The sequence below is a fragment of the Wolbachia endosymbiont of Pentalonia nigronervosa genome, assembly GCF_014534705.1.
In the GTDB taxonomy this organism is placed as follows: Bacteria; Pseudomonadota; Alphaproteobacteria; order Rickettsiales; family Anaplasmataceae; genus Wolbachia.
This window is the reverse complement of sequence record NZ_JACVWV010000021.1, coordinates 1-17,114: the sequence shown is the minus strand read 5'-3', so window position 1 is coordinate 17,114 and position 17,114 is coordinate 1. Positions and strand designations below refer to the sequence as shown.

The window sequence follows — 17,114 nt, the reverse complement described above, 5'->3', positions numbered from 1 at the left end:
AAGTAAAGCTAACCTTGTGAATACAGAATTAGAACCATTTAAGTCTTTCTACGATACCGTCCAGCCTTTACTTTTGAGGAGGAAGCTCTTGTCTGATGCACAGATTTAATATCTAAGGACGTTTTCAAAGTTCTTTCCTCCTCCACCTAATACTTAAGCTTAAAATATTAGATGTTTTTTTCAAGATACAAGGGCGTTTCTCCAGAACAACTGTATCAACGATAGATGATGAAGGAAATCCTCAGCTAGATACAGGTTCACAGCACAGGGTTCATATTGATTTCTCCAGTATAGTGGTTCCTCATAATGCGAGAGACGGTGTTGGCAGTAATCCTAATGAAATGACAAATCCTTCAGATTCAGAAGAGCAAGAGGAGAAGCTTATTACTCTCTGCAACACAGTAATGCATCATAATCCGAGAGCCGGTGTTGGCAGCGGTTGTAATCCAAATACAAGTTTTGGTAGTGTGTTAAAGCCCTATCAAATGCATAATAGCATTACTCCTCCTTTAGTACCAGTTACCGCTTAAAAAAAGACAGCACCACCAGATATTTAATGTCATTCCAGTCAATTGGAATGACATTAAGACATCTCACCAGGCAAAACATAAAATTTTCTATAAATTTTAATAAAAAATTCAAAATTTCCTCAAATGCATTTAAAAATCTTCCACAATTTCAAAAAAATTCTATTAAGAAACTATTGCATTTCCTGATAATTTAATTTATGACTTTATCAAGAAAAGCTTTTTTCTTGTTTTGAAATATAATACTGGAGGAATATTATGCATAGTGCACAACCTAGTAACATAGATTATAAGTTATCAGCAGCAGCAATGGGTTTAGTGGCCTGTATAATAGCACTACCATCAATTGTGCTTATAGCAAAATTGGCTTTAGGAGTGTCTGTGATAGTACTTGGATTTCTTGCCGTAAAAATTGTTTCCAGGGTGATTTCAGATATTTTTAAAGTGAACAACACAGTCGCACAAGATCAAGCAAGTGGTCATGCATCTCAAAACCCTACAAAGCAAAAACAAGCGATAAGCATTGCTGTTGGAGCAGTGGCTCTTTTGATATCTGGAATATCGTTCCTAGCTATAGCAGAAGCAGGCATGACAGCAGCGTGTGCAGCAGTTGCTATTCTAGCTCTATATGAGTGTGTAAAAAAAGTAAAATTGGGTAAAGATATAGATGAAAATCTTGATAAAAAGGCTAACATGATACTTGACTGTGCTGTTAGTAGTATCGATAATCTCATTACTACAGGTTGTAGTAGAGTAAGAGCATAACATAAAACTAAAGGACTAGTGAGGTTTTAGGAGATCTATAATTGTTTTATAAGGTTTGAATCACTATAAAAGCGGTAGCATAGTCTGCATCATCACTAATTGAAAGGTAAGTTACGCTCTTTTGAGAGATAAAATCTTTACTAGTGATGATATGTGGCTTTCCTTTTGTATCATTGCATACTTCTATATCTCTCATTTTAATATTCTTATTAAAGCCAGTACCTAGCGCTTTAACAAAAGCCTCCTTTGTAGCAAAGCGTTTAGCGAAATATCTGGCTTGAACTATTTGACTGTTATATTGACTACCTATTTCTATTTCTTTTTCAGTGTATACTCTATTTAAAAACTTTTTCCCGTATTTGTGCAATATTCTCAATATTCTTGGTATATGCACTATATCTATTCCGATACCGTGTATCATCTACTGAAAATAATTAATTACTTCTTCTACTTGCATATCCCTTATTTCACCGGTTGCTCTATTTTTCACTTCAACTAGGTTTTCACTCACTGTTTTCTTGCCAATAATTATTTGCCATGGCAACCCTATTAAATCCATCTTAGAAAGCTTTACTCCGGCGCTTTCTTCAGAGTCATCGTAAAGTACCTCATCACCTTTTAAGGCTTCATATATCGCGTTTGCAATTTTCTGACATTTTTCTTCTCTTATTTGTAAATTAATTAATCCAATTCTGAAGGGGGATATAGCTTCTGGCCAGATAATTCCCTTATTATCATGAAAAACTTCTATTATTGCTCCAACTAATCTTGATACCCCTATTCCATATGAACCCATATGTATATTGATGTTTGTGCCATCTTTAAAAGTAATATTTGCTTTCATAGGCTTTGAATATTTATCACCAAAATAGAAAATATGCCCTATTTCAATTCCTTTGCTAATTTTAAGTTGTTCTTTAGGTATAGGACAGGATTCAGGATTATGCATGTCATCCGCAACTGCATATATGCTTTTTAAACTTTCTATGTCCTCATTCTCAAGTAATTCCATAAATTTGCTGTCATAGTATAAAGTGCTCTCACCAGTGTTTGCTAATATATGGAATTCATGACTCAAATTTCCTCCTATTGGACCAGTTTCAGCTCTTACTCCAATGGGAATTACTCCCATGCGTTTAAAGATCTTTATGTAAGTTTTATACATTAAATTGTATGAATCTCGTGCACTTTCATAGCTTACATCAAAACTATATGCATCTTTCATCAGAAATTCTCTTCCTCTCATCACACCGAAGCGTGGTCTGATTTCATCACGAAATTTCCATTGAATCTGATACAAATAAAGCGGCAAACTCTTGTAACTTTTCACTACGTTTCTAATTAGGTCAGTTGCAACTTCTTCGTGCGTTGGACCAAAAAGCATACTGCGTTGGTTTCTATCACTTATACGCAGCATTTCTTCGCCATAGTCATCATAACGCCCAGACTCTTGCCAAAGGCTTGCAGGTTGTACACAAGGCATTAATACTTCAATTGCACCAGATTTTTCCATCTCATCTCTAATAATATTTTCGATATTTTTTAGCACCCTCAAACCAAGAGGTAACCATGTATAAATACCAGACGCTGTTTGTTTAACTAATCCTGCTCGTAGGGAATATTGATGAGAAATAATTTCAGCATCGGTAGGAGTTTCTTTCAAAGTTGGCAGATAATACTGAGATAAACGCATTATAATAACTCATACTCATATCAAAGAATTTTAATATAAATAGGTCGTTAGGTAAACTTATTTTACTTGCTGGCTCTATAGTTAAAGCTTAATAGTTCGAGAGGTTGTTTCACTTCATTCACTTTAGTATTGGGGTTTGATGAGATGTATGCAGCACTACCAACGGCTATAGCAACGACTGTAATTATAATGACTGCTGCTATGATAGATGTTGCGTTAACTGTAGCTATTTCATTTGTAATGGCAATAGCAATAATAATAGCACCTGATACTGCTGTTGAACTGCCATAAATAACTCCCTTTTTAATTGCTTTTTCCTTTAAAAGTTGCATTATATAGTCGTATGCATCACTACTACAATCCAGAGGAGTTTTATCATCTTTATCCTGTAAAAAAGGGACAGCATTTCCTTTTTTGATGAGAACTTTAATATTTTCTTCTTTAAAGGAAGATGCAGCGATGTGCAAAGGAGTACGTTTATCTCCGTCTACCGCATTAACATTTGCACCTCTTTCTATCAGAGTTCCTATGATCCTTTCACTGGAGAAATATGAGGCAGCAACATGCAAAGGAGTCCATCCATCCTTATTTTTTGCATTAACATTTGCTCCATTTTTTATGAGGGTTTTTATAACTTCTTGACAGGAATTATGTCCTTCAGCAGAAGCTGAATGCAGAGGAGTATTCTTGGATTCATCTAACGCATTAATACTTGCACCTTTTTTTATTAGAATTTCGATTATTTCTTTATTGTTTTTTCTTATGGCAGCACAATGCAAAGGTGTTAACTTATTTACGGCTGATTGTGCATTAACATTTGCACCTCTTTTGATCAGAAACTTAACCATTTCTATTTGACCATTTTTAGCAGCCAAATGTAAAGGAGTTATCCCATCTTTATCTGCTGTATGAACATCTACTCCTTTTTCTGTGAGAGCGTCTGCTACTACTTTTTCTATCAAAGCTTCTGCTATCCTTGTACAGCCATTGATAACAGCTAAGATAAACAACGTTTTATGATGAATTTCTTTTTTCTCGCATACACTTGAGAATCCAAACTGCCCGCACTCTATAGTATGGCTTATATGTTCTATTGCAAATAAGTGGTTTGTATCAAAGTTAGCTTTTTCCCACTTATAATACTCTTCCGCATCTTCTATTTTTAATTTCTCTTGTATCTTTTCAATGACATTATCTTTATTCTCGCTATCAATGGTTTCTAATATTTCTTTCCACTGTTTGTATTCCATAGCTTCACCACCAAATTATTAGCTATTGCATATTATATTACAGCAAAATAGTCAATACAGTTTTTTGTCACTTGAAATGATAAGTCTACAACAGTACATCTATTTATTATAAAGCAAGTCTTAAAGTTGACAGAAGACAAAATTACTTATATAAAGATATAAGCAAAGTTAATTGCTTATATGTCTATAATATCAATTGCTTCAGACCATGCTGGTTTTAAATTGAAGTCAGAAATAATACTTTACCTGGAAGCCTTAGGTTATGTAGTAACAGATCATGGCTGCACTGCTAAGCAAAAATGTGTAGATTACCTAGACTATGCTGTTAAAGTTGCAGAGGATATAGTGAACAAAAAGGCAAATTGTGGGGTATTAATTTGCGGTACAGGTTCAGGCATGAGCATTGTAGCAAACCGTTTTGAAGGAATCAGAGCTGTGTTATGTAATAGTATTGAAATTGCAAAATTGGCTCGTGAGCATAATGATGCAAATGTGTTGTGTTTAGGTGCAAGGTTCATTGCCAGTGAATTAGCAAAAGATGTAGTCAAGCAATTCTTAGAGACGGGATTTTCAAATGAAAACAAACATAAAAAACGCCTAGATAAACTCAGCAATATCAGTGGGGTAAAAAAAGTGAAAACTTATAATAAGGATGAGATATCAAAATTTGCCAAAATGGCTGATGATTGGTGGAATGAAAATGGCAAATTTAAGCCATTACATATGATAAATCCTATTAGGGTATCTTATATTGTTGAAAAAATAAAAGAGCTAAAAAAATGTGATTTAAAAGAAATATCACTACTCGATATAGGATGTGGTGGTGGTATTTTGTCAGAGTCAATGGCCCGTATAGGAGTAAACGTTACTGGAATAGATGCATGTGAGGAGAATATTAAGGTAGCACAGTCACATGCAAAAAAAGTAGGGTTAAATGTAGAGTATATGCATACCAGCGTTGAAGAGCTGGATAGTGGGCAAAAGTATGATGCGATATTGCTAATGGAAGTAGTTGAGCACGTAGATAATTTAGAATTTTTTCTAAAGAAAACGGTGGAATTACTAAAACCAGGGGGACTAGTTTTTGTGTCCACAATAAATAGAACTATTATGTCCTTCTTTTTTGCAATTGTTGGTGCAGAGTACATATTAAATTGGCTACCAAAAGGTACTCATAGTTGGAAGAAGTTTGTGAAGCCATCAGAAATTGCAAATTCTCTCAGGGAAAATAATGTGGCATTACAAGATATGGCTGGAATAGAATACAGCATAACGAAAAATGAGTGGCAGTTAAGTAAAAATGTAGATGTTAATTACATACTCTATGGCAAGCTAGAGTAGACTATCCATTAGATGGTTTAGCCTCTACAGTTTACCCTATTTCCTTGGCTTTTTCACCTCTTTCTAATCCGCAACTGGGGTTTGGTATATTAAGCTGATGCCAGAAAGATTAGAAAAAATGAAACAACTGGGAATACATAAGTGAACATCGAAGAAAAAAGAAAATGGAGAAAGCTTAAAATCAGCAAAGACCAGTGGATCCATACGAAAAATAGACCCAAAAATGTTGGCAGAATATACAACAAAGCCATATAAAATTGGGATTTTATAAAGATTTTTTTGGTTCTTTTTGATACAATGCAGTCATTTCGTTGGTTATGTTTATGTTATTACAACAAAAAATTAGTTATACCTACAATCATAAAATCAGCAGAATTATCTGGGTATTAACCACTCTTGCAGTGATAACATGTCGAATCTCACTGCAATTTAGCTGTAAGCTTATTGATAGTAACAAAGCCAATATTGAAGTCATAAGGAACGCTGCTCGATTTATAAGGCTACCTGTATCTATATTATGGGTTATACATTCCATATTTATCTTGCAAAGCTTAATAGAAAGCTATAGCAAACCTAAAGGTAAAAAAGAAACAGCAAAAATTGTGGGCAAATCAGCTGGCTTGGTAAGTGATGCTACACAAATACTGATTCAAGTAAAAATAATCCATTTCCTCGTTAGCTACAATAAAAGTGCAGTTTATCATGTTGACTTAGCATCAACAATCTTATCTGTATTTGTTGCAGGACCCATAGGATTTTATTATTCATATAAAAAGTACCAGGATAATAAAGACACAAAAAAACATGCTGAGTATAGAAGTGCACTTATCTTTGAAACGTTGATTTTTTCCTCAGGTGTATTAAATTGCTTACTTAAGATGATAGAGGTTACCACTATACCAATCAATCTGGGAAATGATATAATTTATAATTTCAATATAAGTGTTATCGTTAGCATAATATACAGTACTTTATTTCTAGTACACCAGGCTGACAGGCTATTTAGCCAACCTCCAAGTGGGTTAGATTATCCTAATGCTGATGCACATAGTAATGTGATTAATAGCAACGATGAACTTCCTGGCTCAATCTCTTAAACTTAAAAATCTCTAGTCTTTAAATAAAGAAGAGATTATAATGATAAAAAATTTCAGGTGTATGTCTATTACTTTTGAAGTAATGATGGCTGTTCGTTACTTGCGAGCAAAGAATATAAGATTTTGCTCTGTGATGACTTTATTTTCCGTTATTGGTATTGCTCTTGGTGTTGCAACATTAATAGTAGTAATGTCTGTAATGAATGGGTTCAAGGCAAAATTGCTTGACTCAATTCTTGGCATTAATGGCCATATAAATGTATATTTCGATAAAAGTATAAATCCGAACTATAGGGAAGTATCAGAGTTGATTGAAAAAATACCAGGCATATCAAAGGCTATTCCCATGACCAATGACCAGGTTATTATCGAAGCGGATGGAAACATTGCTAGCGCCATAGTGCGAGGTATAACAATTGAAGATTTACTAAGCAGCCCTATTGTTGCTAATAACGTTGTAATTAATGATATGCAAAAATTTGATCAGGGGGTGATTATAGGTGCACGTTTAGCAGAAATTTTAAATATTAACCATATTACTTTCATCTCACCTAAGGGAAGCAATGTTTTGCTCGGTGAAATACCTAAAATGAAACGGTATAAAGTTGTTGGAACATTCGATGTTGGTATGTTTGAATATGATAATTCTCTAATATATATGCCATTAAAAGCAGCTCAAACCTTTTTTCATTATAAAGATAGTATACGAAATATAGAAGTATTTGTAGATGATGTGACCCAATCTGATAGATTGGCAAAGATTATAGAGAAAACAGTAGGAATGAAGAGTGAAAGTTGGCAAGCACAACAGAGTCATTACTTTAATGCTTTAAAAACTGAAAAAAATGTAATGTTTTTAATTCTTGCTTTAATTATAATAGTTGCAGCATTTAACATTGTATCAAATTTGATGATAATAGTTCAGGAAAAAAAATCTGCAATTGCAATTATGCGTACATTTGGCGCAACAAACGGGAGCATTATGCGCATATTCTGTATTTGCGGATTATTAATAGGCTTTATAGGAACATGCCTTGGATGCATTATTGGTATTGCTTTTTCTCTAAATATCGAAAATATTAGGGTATTCTTAGAAAATGTTGTAAATGTTAAGCTTTTTGATCCTATGATATACTTTTTTTCAAGTTTACCTGTGATATTGGTTCCTCAAGATGTGATAAGTATTTCTGTACTTGCATTGTTTTTATCATTTTTGGCTACAATTGCTCCTGCATTGCAAGCAGCTTCACAAGACCCTGCGGAGATATTGCGCTATGAATGATATGCAAAAAAATAATATAGGTTGGTTCTTGGTTGTGTTACTGATTATTAGTCATGTTGCAATAAACAACGTAATCTTTCTCAGGATAAATAAGCATGAAAGTGAAAATAATGCGAAAGAAATCACGGACAATTTTAAAGCCTTGCTTAATAATAACCAGTCTAGATTGGAAAAGAAAATATTTGATTTCAAGAAGAGTTTATATATTTCACATAATCAAACAGGTGACTGTGACCTTAGGTTTAAGAATCTGGCAAAATTGCTGCTATCTGTCACAAAGATGAAAAATTCATTGCTCCAAGAAATAAAATTTGACAACCAAATTACTACAATCAAGCCTTTAGTTTCAGACTTAAACGATCAGGATATAGAAAATGCAGTTAATAAGCTTGAGGGTATAAAAGAAATAAATACCATATATGATCTAAAATCATCGTTTGAAGAAGCTGTTGATGCTACTCATTATAATAATAGTACATTATTTAAGAAAATCACCTCGAATTGGATAAAAATAAAAAATAAAAACGATCCATTGAAGGTAAAATGGATAAAAATTGAAGATGCAATCAATTCACATGATTGGCATAGTATAGATACTATAGTAAGTACTTTAACTCATTCAGAATTTAAGCCATGGATAAATAAATTGAACAATTCTATTTTGGCTTACAAAAATATCTCAGTAATATATGATAGCCTATTACAGTATACATCATGATCTATTTCATAATTTTCATTCTCTCATTCTTGTTTGGTATTTGGGTTAAGATAAATGGTGAAGTATTAAAATTAGAATTCAGTGATTATACGGTAAGTATTGATCTATATTTTATTGTTGTAACCTGTGTAGTTGCATTATTTCTATTATTTGTTCTTGTAAGCTTTTTTTCTCGCATCTCATCAATGTTTATTGATATAAAAAAGAAAAGAAAAAACAAAAAAGAATTACTTATTCTTGAATTTTTTTTCAGCATAGATCTAGATGACATAGAAAATGTTGAGAAATTGCTCAAGAGCTTAGACGAGGAAAATGACAAGTTGCTTCTAGTTAAAGCCTTCAATGCAGGAAAAACAGGAAACTACAGTTTATTTAATCATAGTATAACGAGTATTGCAAATACAAATTGCAACCTGGCTTTACTTTTATCACATAAGCTCATTATGTATCTTAAGAAAGACAAAATAGCCTTTCAAAAATTCATAGAGTACTGCTCTAATTTAATCAACAATAAAGTGCTATCTTTACCTTTCCAAATAGAAAATTTTATACTAAAAAGTGATTGGCATAATGCAATTATAAAATTAAAAGAAGCCACTAGGCTAAATATTTTTCTTCCCTTTAATCACAAAAAAATGCTTGCTACCTTTTATTGTGCTCTAGCAAGAGAATATGAAAAAAGGGGAGATTTTAAAGAGGCTATGAAGTCTGTATTAAAAGCACAAAGTTGCGACATAACCTTTCAGCCTATCAATTATTTAAAAGCAGAGCTTTATATTAAACTTGCAAAAGTGAAAAAAGCTTCTGAAGTGCTAGAAGCAGAATATGAAATAAATCCAACTCCTCAAATAGCTAGGCTTTATATGAGTTTAAATGGCAAAAATACTGATAAGTTGTGCAATTTGCATCCAGATTACTATTTTAGCCACTGTATGTTGGCTATATCTGCAATCAATTCAGGCAAATATGATCTTGCAGGTCAATATTTAAACACCGCTATGGCAAAAGCTAATTATTTATCAATTTATCTCATAATGGTGCAATTGCAGGTTTTATTACAGGAGCAAGATAAAGTAATTTATTGGTTAAATCAAATAAATTCTCAAGCCTTATCTGATCCAAACTGGAGATGTGAAAGTTGTGATAAAGAGCTAGAGCGATGGGATTGTAGATGCTACCACTGTGGCAATTTTAATTGTATAGTATTTCAGAAAAGGTCTAACATCAAGAATGCTCAGTAAGTATAGACATAAGCTCATTCCATTCTCTTTGGCCAATACCACTTTCTTCTCTCGCAACGTTTTCTCCATTAATTAATTTGCGAATTACTTCTAAGCCCTTTTTTGAAATACATGCAGATTCTAGGCGATATTCAACAAAAGCATTATAAGTTAATGGAACCCACTTTTTCACTAACTCTAGCATTTTTTCAGCATAAACTCTGATTTCATATTGTGCATGTTTGTCAGCTCTAAGTCGTAAAAAATGAAGAAGATTGTGTAAGTCTATTTTCCAATAGAATTGTGTGTAATAATTAAGAGTGAGATTACCTCTTGCTATTTCTCGTGCAAATCCTTGCTCAATTAATTGTTCATAATGAGAGTATACTAAATTGGAGTCATTTGTCAGAGAATCTAATATTCTTTTTGTAGTCACGGAATCAAAAGTCTCACCTCTACCTTGCTTGTTAATATCAGATTGTTTTGCAATATTTTCAGGCCGTGGTATGTAGAATTCATTATCAAGTATTGAATATCTGGCTGAATACTCATTTACATTGGCAGTTCTATGCCTTATCCATTGCCTTGCAATAAAAATTGGAAGTTTCACGTGAAACTTAATTTCGCACATTTCAAACGGAGTGGTGTGATGATGCCTCATTAAGTATTTTATAAGTGCTTCATCTTGACTTATCTGCTTTGTTCCCTTTCCATATGAGACACGAGCAGCTTGCACTATAGCACTATCAGAACCCATATAATCTATAATGCGAATAAACCCTTGATCTAGAATTTTATGTTCTTGATATAGAAGTTCATCTATTTCTTTCACTGTAATGCGCTTAGTATTGTAAAATTCTTCATTCATAAAATCACCTCAAATAAGAATAGAAATATTAGCTCCACATGAGTTGAGCTTTTCGTGGATTGCCTCATATCCTCTGTATAGATAATGGGAGTTGTTTATCACAGTTTCTCCATCAGCAATCAGAGAAGAAAGTATCAAAGCTGCTGTCGACCTTAAATCTGTTGCATTTAAATTAGAACTAAATAATTTTTTCGTACCAATAATAGTAGCTTTCTTCTTTTTTACATTAATATTAGCACCCATTTTTTTTAATTCATCTACATGCATAAATCTATTTTCAAAAATATTTTCTTCAATTGTTGACACTCCATCAGCAAGACACATTGCAGACATCAGTTGAGGTTGCATGTCACTAGGAAAATCAGGATACGAATTTGTCGCAACGTTAATTGGTCTTATACAGTTATCTTTTCTAGAAATAATAATACTGTTTTCCTTTGATTCAATGTCAGCTCCGATAGTTTTTAATTTATCTGCAATACACCTTATATCTAACAAATTTATTCCTTCTAACTCCAATCTACCTCTAGTTATAATCGCTGCTAATGAATATGTGCCTGCCTCTATGCGATCTGGAATAACTCTATGGCTACAACCACTTAATTTATTAACTCCTTTTATTATTATACTATTATCATGAACACTGATATCTGCCCCCATTGTTTTGAGAAATCTTATCATATCAAGAACTTCTGGCTCAACAGCAGGATTATGGATTATTGTCACTCCTTCTGCAAGAGTTGCTGCCATTACTACATTTTCTGTTGCACCAACACTCACTTTTTCAAATGTTATTTCTCTTCCTTGTAATTTCCCTTTTATTTCTGCTGTTATGTGACAGCCATCTATTTCAATTTTAGCCCCCATCTTCTCCAGTGCTTTAATATGCATACTTACTGGACGCTCTCCTATATCACAACCACCTGGAAATACAGTTTTTACCTCTCCAAATCTACTCAACATTGGGCCTAGCATTAAAAAAGACGCCCGTAATCTATTTGCAACTCCATGCGATGCCTTATCGCAAACAATATTGCTACAATTAATTTCCAAAGTATGATTTGCTTTGCAACCTTCATTGTACGTAAAATTTACCTCTGCACCAAAGTTCTTTAACAGTGTTGACATCAGATGTACATCAACTAAATCAGGAACATTAAATAAAGTAACTGGAGCATCACACAATATACTTGCTGCCATTATAGGTAAGATTGCATTTTTTGCGCCATTAATAGAAATCTTTCCTACTAAAGGTTTATTGCTGCTTTTTATTAATATCTTGTGCATTTACTTATTGTATTCCGGAAAAGTACATATTTTAAGTTCTTTTTGTTAAAATAGAAATAATAATATTATTTTTTGCAATTCTTTGGATAATTTAGTAATAGAAATTTTGCATAATTGCTGACCATTTTTTTAAGTTAACACCATTACCTGAATGTATATTATCGCTTCAGCTATATTAAATTATCAACATTGTTGTTTAGTAAGCTACATTCTCCATACTCTGTGCTGTTATCTGCACCAGCTATTATATCAGTATCATTACCATAATGTAGCATCGCATCTAATTTTCCTGTATTTTCAAGATCAATTAACTTATCACTTCCAGCAATGTGGTATATATAATTTCCATCTTCGTCAACAATGAAAATTTGTGGAACTGTTCTGACATTATATTCAGACTTTATTTGACTAAATAAATCCGGATTTTTTATAACATCAATTTCTTTGTACTGAAAACCCTTTTGGTTTAACAATTTTTTTGCTCTTGTGCAATATGGACAACCATGTTTTATATATATTACAATGTTTTTATTCATAATCTACCTACATTTATCCTAAATTTATGGTTATAATATAAAAAATATGCAAAAATATCAAATTATATGAATACACATAAAGCAGGCATAGTAATCACTTTTGGAAACTTTGATGGTATTCATTTAGGACACAAGTTTGCAATTTTTACTGTAAAACAGATATCACAAAAAATGGGTTTACCTTCTGCAGTTCTAACGTTTGAACCTCATCCATCATCTGTTTTATTTAATAAAAATCACTTTAAATTGATAGATCAAGAGCAAAAAACTAGGCTAATTAGTAGTCATGGTATAGATTATTTATATATCATTGGTTTTGATAAAGGTTTCTCTCAAATCAGCTGTGATGAATTTATAGGTGAGATTTTAGTAGGTAAGTACAATGTTAAACATATAGTTGTTGGAAAAAACTGTACTTTTGGTAATAAAAGATTAGGTAACATATCAACCCTCAGGAAATATTCTGATGTATATGGGTATTCTTTAACCGAATTAGAGCCATTGATGATTGATGATAAAATTTGTTCTTCTTCGTTAATTAGAGAATATCTACAGAGTGGAGAGTTAGAAGCTGCTAATAGGTTACTTGGTATGCCCTACCAAATTTCTGGTGTAGTGATAAAAGGTGCTTGTAGGGGCAGAAAGATAGGGTTTCCAACTATAAATATCCCTATAGAAGATTGCATGATAAAAGCAAAATTTGGTACATACTATGCAAGAATAGCATTTTCTAATTATGGCCAAGATTGGCTATATGGAGTAGTTAACATTGGCATGAGGCCAACGTTTAAGGATTTGAAAAAACCTATATTAGAAATGTATATATTTGATTTTAACAAAGATTTATACGATCATAAGGTCAAGATACAACTTTTACAATTTATAAGACCAGAAAAAAAATTCCATAGTATTGATGAGTTAAAAGAACAGATAAATTATGATATAATGAAAGCCTATAAATTAAAAACGAGTCTATGAGAAAGTTATATTTAATCATTATGATAATTGCAGCACTGACAGATCAGGCAAGTAAACTATATATTAATTCATTAATTGATGAAGAAGGATATATCGAGATTTTTAGTTTCATACGGTTAGTTGAAGTGTGGAATTCAGGCATTAGTTTTGGATTATTTAGTAACTTGCCGTACAAGGGTTTCATATTCTCAACACTTGCGATCCTAATAATTATTGTGCTTATATGCCTACTATACAAATCACAAGATAAATTAACTTGTTTAGGTTTTTCCTTAATGATTGGTGGAGCAATTGGCAATGTGGTTGATAGGATATACTGGAAAGCTGTATATGACTTTATATATTTTCACATCGGTGATTGGTACTGGCCAGCCTTTAATTTGGCAGACTTGTATGTGATTTGTGGAATACTTGTACTTTTATACAAATGGTATATCTATGATCTTTTTATTTCTAAGCGCAACGGTGAATAAAAATTGCTTATTAGTAAGCATTGGGTATAATGAATAATTGCCTTACTAGTTATATTAGAGTGTCATAATGTTTCATAAGTTTATTAGCTTTTCTTTATTGGTTACATTTCTTTTGAGTTACCCAGTTTTCTCAGGACAATTAAACATAAAAAAAGACATCAATGTTCAATACGCTAAATTAAAAAATGGTTTGGATATTTATGTTGCACCTAATCACCGCATTCCAGCTGTATTACACTCAGTAATATACAAGGTTGGTGGCATGGATGACCCAATGGGTAAAGCAGGGCTGGCTCACTACTTTGAGCATTTAATGTTTGAAACTACAGGAAAATTTAAAAATATAGAATCTATTCTGGGTAGCATAGGAGCTAGGTTCAATGCATTTACTACGAGAGGATATACTTGTTACTATGAGTTAGTGCTTAAAAAGGATTTGTCATTAGTTATGGAAGTCGAAGCAGATAGAATGAGTAGTTTTAATGTCAGCCATGATAAAATAGAGCGAGAGAAAAATATTGTATTAGAAGAAAGAAAGATGAGAATTGACAACCGACCTATCGCTTTATTATGGGAAGAAATGAATAATGCATTTTATCGCACAGGATACGGTAGACCCATTGCTGGGTGGGATGTAGATATCAATACCTTTAACCAGCATGACATAGAAAAATTTCATGATAATTATTATCATCCTGGCAATGCAATGTTACTTGTTGTAGGAGATGTAGAATTTGATGAAGTATTAAAACTTGCAGAAGAAAAATATGGCGCTATTAAATCAAAACCTGTTGTTAGGCATTATCCAAATCAAGAACCAGTGCATAATGCTAGTATGGAATTAACCGTGAGAAGTTCTCAGGTAAAAGAGCCAGTACTATATTTTCGCTACAAAGTACCTACGTTAAAACATATAGATGAGACTTTTACTGTTAATTTAGCAGTTGACTTATTGGGTGGAGGCAAATCCAGTAAGTTGTATAAAGATCTAGTTTTAGATAAAGATATTGCAGTTTCAGTAGATGCCTATTATCATGGCTTGGCTTTTAGTGATAGGTTTGTAGATATTAGTGTAATTCCAAAAAGCGGAGTTACTTTAGACATAGTAGAAAAAGAGTTAGAGAGCTCTATTAGTAATTTTCTGCATGAAAAAATAACAGACGAAGAACTAGAAAGTGCAAAATATAGGTATAAAGTAGCACAATTTGACAACTTATCTGATTTGACCTCTATTGCAAATTTTTATGCTGAGCATTTAGCATTAAATATTCCTTTCAAAGAAATAGATATCTCATCTAGCAAGGTAGATAATGTTAACTTAGAAGACATGAGTGCTAAAATTCATACTATTTTTTCTGCTAATAAATTAATTGGTCGTTTATTACCTCAAGGAGATATCGATAATGAGAATAAATAAAATTATACTGCTATTTTTTCTGTGCTTAAGCTTCAATTTATATGCAAATGAAAACACTCAAGTAGAAGACGTTAGAACTAAGAAGGGATTAAAATTTTTATTTGTTGAAAATAATAGTCTGCCAAAGGTCTCATTGAATATTACATTTAAAGAAGCAGGTTATGCGTATGAAAATGCAGAAAAACAGGGTCTTTCTTACTTTACTTCCTTTGTGATTCAAGAAGGATCAGGCAAAAATGATGCCAAAAAATTTGCTAAAATACTTGAAGACAAAGGGATGAGGTTAAATTTTAATACTGGTTTAGAAAATTTTACAGTTTCATTAGATACTTTATCTGAAAATTTAGAAGAGGGAATTTCACTGTTAAGTGATGCTATAATGCGTCCTAAAGTTGATGTTGAGGGGTTTAATAGAGTCTTAGAAATGCTTAAGGTTCAGATTAATTATCTTGAAAAAGATCCTCACTTCATTGCTGCACGAGAATTAGATAAATTGTTATTTAAGAAGCATCCTTACTCAAAAAGTGATTTTGGAACTATATATACTATACAAAACATCACCAGGGATGACATTTTAACTTACATAAAACGCAATTTTGCTAAGGACAATATAATGATCAGTGTTGTTGGTTCCACAACAAAAGAGGAAGTAACTAAATTATTAGATAAATATTTGTCCAAGCTACCGTCAAAAAGATCAAAAGTAAAAAAAATACCTATAAAAGATAATTTTAGCCCACCAGAAAGTAAGCAAATTTTTATGGATATACCTCAGAGCGTTATATTTTTTGCGCAAAAAGGTATAGCTTACGACGACCCTAATTATTACAATGCTATTGTTTTGATCAATGCATTGGGTGGAATGAGTTTAAATTCAGTCTTAATGCGTGAGTTAAGACAAAACCTTGGCATTACTTACAGCATCAATGCAAGCATTCTCAATAATAAGCATGGCAATATTATCGCTGGAGCTTTAAGTACTGATAACTCTACTGCTGATCAGGCTATATCAGCAGTAAAAGACGTATTTAATAAGGTTAAGAAAGAAGGACTTGATGAACAACTATTTAAAGATACAAAAGTGAGTGTAATAAATTCTTATATTTTCTCAATGTTTAATAATGATGGCATAATTGCAAAATTAGATAATATTCAGGCAAATAATCGTGATATTAATCGTATATATAATTTTTCAAATTATATTAATGACGTTAAATTAGAAGAAGTAAATGAACTAGCAAAGTCTTTATTGAATCCTGAAGATTTGTTCTTTGTTGCAGTTGGAAAAAGATACAAATAATATTCAGAAAGCGAAAGGCTGCACTCTAGAAAAAGTAGACCTCTTGCAAAACCTATTTCTGACGGCAATTTTATTTTTCTCAAAAGCTACTCTTCTTTGATTTATATAGCACTTCCTAAACCAAATGATAGACTTCTGTAATGGCTTGACCAACAAGAAGAAAAAGAGACCCCCTGCAAAACGAGGAAAAAAGTAGAAAAACAAAAAAAAGCGTATAAAATGAGAGTTTTAGTGAGAGAAAATGGCAATAAATTATGCAAAAGTGGCAAAAACCCCTTATATTTTCAGACAATTAACGGGTCTAAAAACAGAAGAATTTGAAAAAATCGTGGAAAAAGTGAGGCCGGAGTGGGAAAAAATGG

Annotated in this window: 17 protein-coding genes; 11 read left to right on the top strand and 6 right to left on the bottom strand. The window is 32.4% G+C overall.

Going from position 1 to position 17,114, the window contains the following annotated elements; all coding sequences use genetic code 11:
- The first annotated feature begins 293 nt into the window (after positions 1-293).
- Positions 294-530, top strand: a complete 237-nt coding sequence (locus IC220_RS03375; RefSeq protein ID WP_188153176.1) for a hypothetical protein — start codon at positions 294-296, stop codon at positions 528-530.
- Positions 531-785: 255 nt separating this feature from the next.
- Positions 786-1,292: a hypothetical protein gene (locus IC220_RS03370; protein ID WP_188153175.1), complete on the top strand. Its 507-nt coding sequence runs from the start codon at positions 786-788 to the stop codon at positions 1,290-1,292.
- 46 nt (positions 1,293-1,338) lie between these two features.
- Here the strand turns inward: IC220_RS03370 and IC220_RS03365 are convergent, their stop codons facing one another.
- From IC220_RS03365 to IC220_RS03355, 3 genes are all read right to left on the bottom strand, one after another.
- Positions 1,339-1,713, bottom strand: coding sequence for a holo-[acyl-carrier-protein] synthase (locus IC220_RS03365; RefSeq protein ID WP_188153174.1), 375 nt, complete (start codon positions 1,711-1,713; stop codon positions 1,339-1,341).
- Positions 1,714-2,985 carry a proline--tRNA ligase gene (gene proS / locus IC220_RS03360; protein WP_188153173.1) on the bottom strand — a complete coding sequence of 424 codons (1,272 nt, stop codon included), beginning with the start codon at positions 2,983-2,985 and terminating at the stop codon, positions 1,714-1,716.
- A gap of 62 nt (positions 2,986-3,047) precedes the next feature.
- Positions 3,048-4,235, bottom strand: coding sequence for an ankyrin repeat domain-containing protein (locus tag IC220_RS03355; protein WP_188153172.1), 1,188 nt, complete (start codon positions 4,233-4,235; stop codon positions 3,048-3,050).
- A gap of 180 nt (positions 4,236-4,415) precedes the next feature.
- On the opposite strand from IC220_RS03355, the gene ubiG reads away from it, so the two are divergent.
- From ubiG to IC220_RS03330, 5 genes are all read left to right on the top strand, one after another.
- Positions 4,416-5,576 (top strand): bifunctional 2-polyprenyl-6-hydroxyphenol methylase/3-demethylubiquinol 3-O-methyltransferase UbiG, encoded by a 1,161-nt coding sequence (gene ubiG / locus IC220_RS03350; RefSeq protein WP_188153171.1) that lies wholly within the window; start codon positions 4,416-4,418, stop codon positions 5,574-5,576.
- Between the two features lie 323 nt (positions 5,577-5,899).
- Positions 5,900-6,673, top strand: coding sequence for a hypothetical protein (locus IC220_RS03345; RefSeq protein WP_223158756.1), 774 nt, complete (start codon positions 5,900-5,902; stop codon positions 6,671-6,673).
- A 61-nt stretch (positions 6,674-6,734) separates the two neighbouring features.
- Positions 6,735-7,955: a lipoprotein-releasing ABC transporter permease subunit gene (locus IC220_RS03340; RefSeq protein ID WP_188153169.1), complete on the top strand. Its 1,221-nt coding sequence runs from the start codon at positions 6,735-6,737 to the stop codon at positions 7,953-7,955.
- Positions 7,948-8,673, top strand: a complete 726-nt coding sequence (locus IC220_RS03335) for a hypothetical protein (RefSeq protein ID WP_188153168.1) — start codon at positions 7,948-7,950, stop codon at positions 8,671-8,673. The genes IC220_RS03340 and IC220_RS03335 overlap by 8 nt, the downstream gene beginning before the upstream one ends.
- Complete coding sequence (locus IC220_RS03330; protein WP_188153167.1) at positions 8,670-9,914, top strand: heme biosynthesis protein HemY; 1,245 nt, start codon at positions 8,670-8,672, stop codon at positions 9,912-9,914. Before IC220_RS03335 ends, IC220_RS03330 begins: the two co-directional genes overlap by 4 nt.
- On the opposite strand, the gene thyX is transcribed toward IC220_RS03330, so the two are convergent.
- The 3 genes from thyX to IC220_RS03315 form a co-directional block, all read right to left on the bottom strand.
- Positions 9,898-10,761 (bottom strand): FAD-dependent thymidylate synthase, encoded by an 864-nt coding sequence (gene thyX / locus IC220_RS03325; RefSeq protein WP_188153166.1) that lies wholly within the window; start codon positions 10,759-10,761, stop codon positions 9,898-9,900. The genes IC220_RS03330 and thyX overlap by 17 nt on opposite strands.
- Positions 10,762-10,770: 9 nt before the next feature.
- On the bottom strand, positions 10,771-12,048 hold the full coding sequence (gene murA / locus IC220_RS03320) for a UDP-N-acetylglucosamine 1-carboxyvinyltransferase (RefSeq protein WP_188153165.1): 1,278 nt from the start codon (positions 12,046-12,048) through the stop codon (positions 10,771-10,773).
- 170 nt (positions 12,049-12,218) lie between these two features.
- Positions 12,219-12,584 (bottom strand): glutaredoxin domain-containing protein, encoded by a 366-nt coding sequence (locus IC220_RS03315; protein WP_188153164.1) that lies wholly within the window; start codon positions 12,582-12,584, stop codon positions 12,219-12,221.
- Between the two features lie 66 nt (positions 12,585-12,650).
- Here IC220_RS03315 and ribF point away from each other — a divergent pair, with 66 nt between their 5' ends.
- From ribF to IC220_RS03295, 4 genes are all read left to right on the top strand, one after another.
- Positions 12,651-13,562, top strand: a complete 912-nt coding sequence (gene ribF, locus IC220_RS03310; RefSeq protein WP_188153163.1) for a riboflavin biosynthesis protein RibF — start codon at positions 12,651-12,653, stop codon at positions 13,560-13,562.
- The gene (lspA, locus tag IC220_RS03305; protein ID WP_188153162.1) at positions 13,559-14,035 is read left to right on the top strand and encodes a signal peptidase II; all 477 of its coding nucleotides are present in this window, start codon (positions 13,559-13,561) and stop codon (positions 14,033-14,035) included. The genes ribF and lspA overlap by 4 nt, the downstream gene beginning before the upstream one ends.
- A 67-nt stretch (positions 14,036-14,102) precedes the next feature.
- Complete coding sequence (locus IC220_RS03300) at positions 14,103-15,452, top strand: M16 family metallopeptidase (protein WP_188153161.1); 1,350 nt, start codon at positions 14,103-14,105, stop codon at positions 15,450-15,452.
- Positions 15,439-16,752: a M16 family metallopeptidase gene (locus IC220_RS03295; RefSeq protein ID WP_188153160.1), complete on the top strand. Its 1,314-nt coding sequence runs from the start codon at positions 15,439-15,441 to the stop codon at positions 16,750-16,752. The genes IC220_RS03300 and IC220_RS03295 overlap by 14 nt, the downstream gene beginning before the upstream one ends.
- Positions 16,753-17,114: the final 362 nt, after the last annotated feature.

Coding starts and splice junctions, on each gene's coding strand:
- proS (WP_188153173.1), bottom strand. CDS start 2,985: ATGCGTTTATCTCAGTATTATCTGCCAACTTTGAAAGAAACTCCTACC.
- IC220_RS03300 (WP_188153161.1), top strand. CDS start 14,103: ATGTTTCATAAGTTTATTAGCTTTTCTTTATTGGTTACATTTCTTTTG.
- ribF (WP_188153163.1), top strand. CDS start 12,651: ATGAATACACATAAAGCAGGCATAGTAATCACTTTTGGAAACTTTGAT.
- thyX (WP_188153166.1), bottom strand. CDS start 10,761: ATGAATGAAGAATTTTACAATACTAAGCGCATTACAGTGAAAGAAATA.
- IC220_RS03370 (WP_188153175.1), top strand. CDS start 786: ATGCATAGTGCACAACCTAGTAACATAGATTATAAGTTATCAGCAGCA.
- IC220_RS03315 (WP_188153164.1), bottom strand. CDS start 12,584: ATGAATAAAAACATTGTAATATATATAAAACATGGTTGTCCATATTGC.
- ubiG (WP_188153171.1), top strand. CDS start 4,416: ATGTCTATAATATCAATTGCTTCAGACCATGCTGGTTTTAAATTGAAG.
- IC220_RS03340 (WP_188153169.1), top strand. CDS start 6,735: ATGTCTATTACTTTTGAAGTAATGATGGCTGTTCGTTACTTGCGAGCA.
- lspA (WP_188153162.1), top strand. CDS start 13,559: ATGAGAAAGTTATATTTAATCATTATGATAATTGCAGCACTGACAGAT.
- IC220_RS03355 (WP_188153172.1), bottom strand. CDS start 4,235: ATGGAATACAAACAGTGGAAAGAAATATTAGAAACCATTGATAGCGAG.
- IC220_RS03330 (WP_188153167.1), top strand. CDS start 8,670: ATGATCTATTTCATAATTTTCATTCTCTCATTCTTGTTTGGTATTTGG.
- IC220_RS03295 (WP_188153160.1), top strand. CDS start 15,439: ATGAGAATAAATAAAATTATACTGCTATTTTTTCTGTGCTTAAGCTTC.
- IC220_RS03335 (WP_188153168.1), top strand. CDS start 7,948: ATGAATGATATGCAAAAAAATAATATAGGTTGGTTCTTGGTTGTGTTA.
- murA (WP_188153165.1), bottom strand. CDS start 12,048: ATGCACAAGATATTAATAAAAAGCAGCAATAAACCTTTAGTAGGAAAG.
- IC220_RS03345 (WP_223158756.1), top strand. CDS start 5,900: ATGTTATTACAACAAAAAATTAGTTATACCTACAATCATAAAATCAGC.
- IC220_RS03365 (WP_188153174.1), bottom strand. CDS start 1,713: ATGATACACGGTATCGGAATAGATATAGTGCATATACCAAGAATATTG.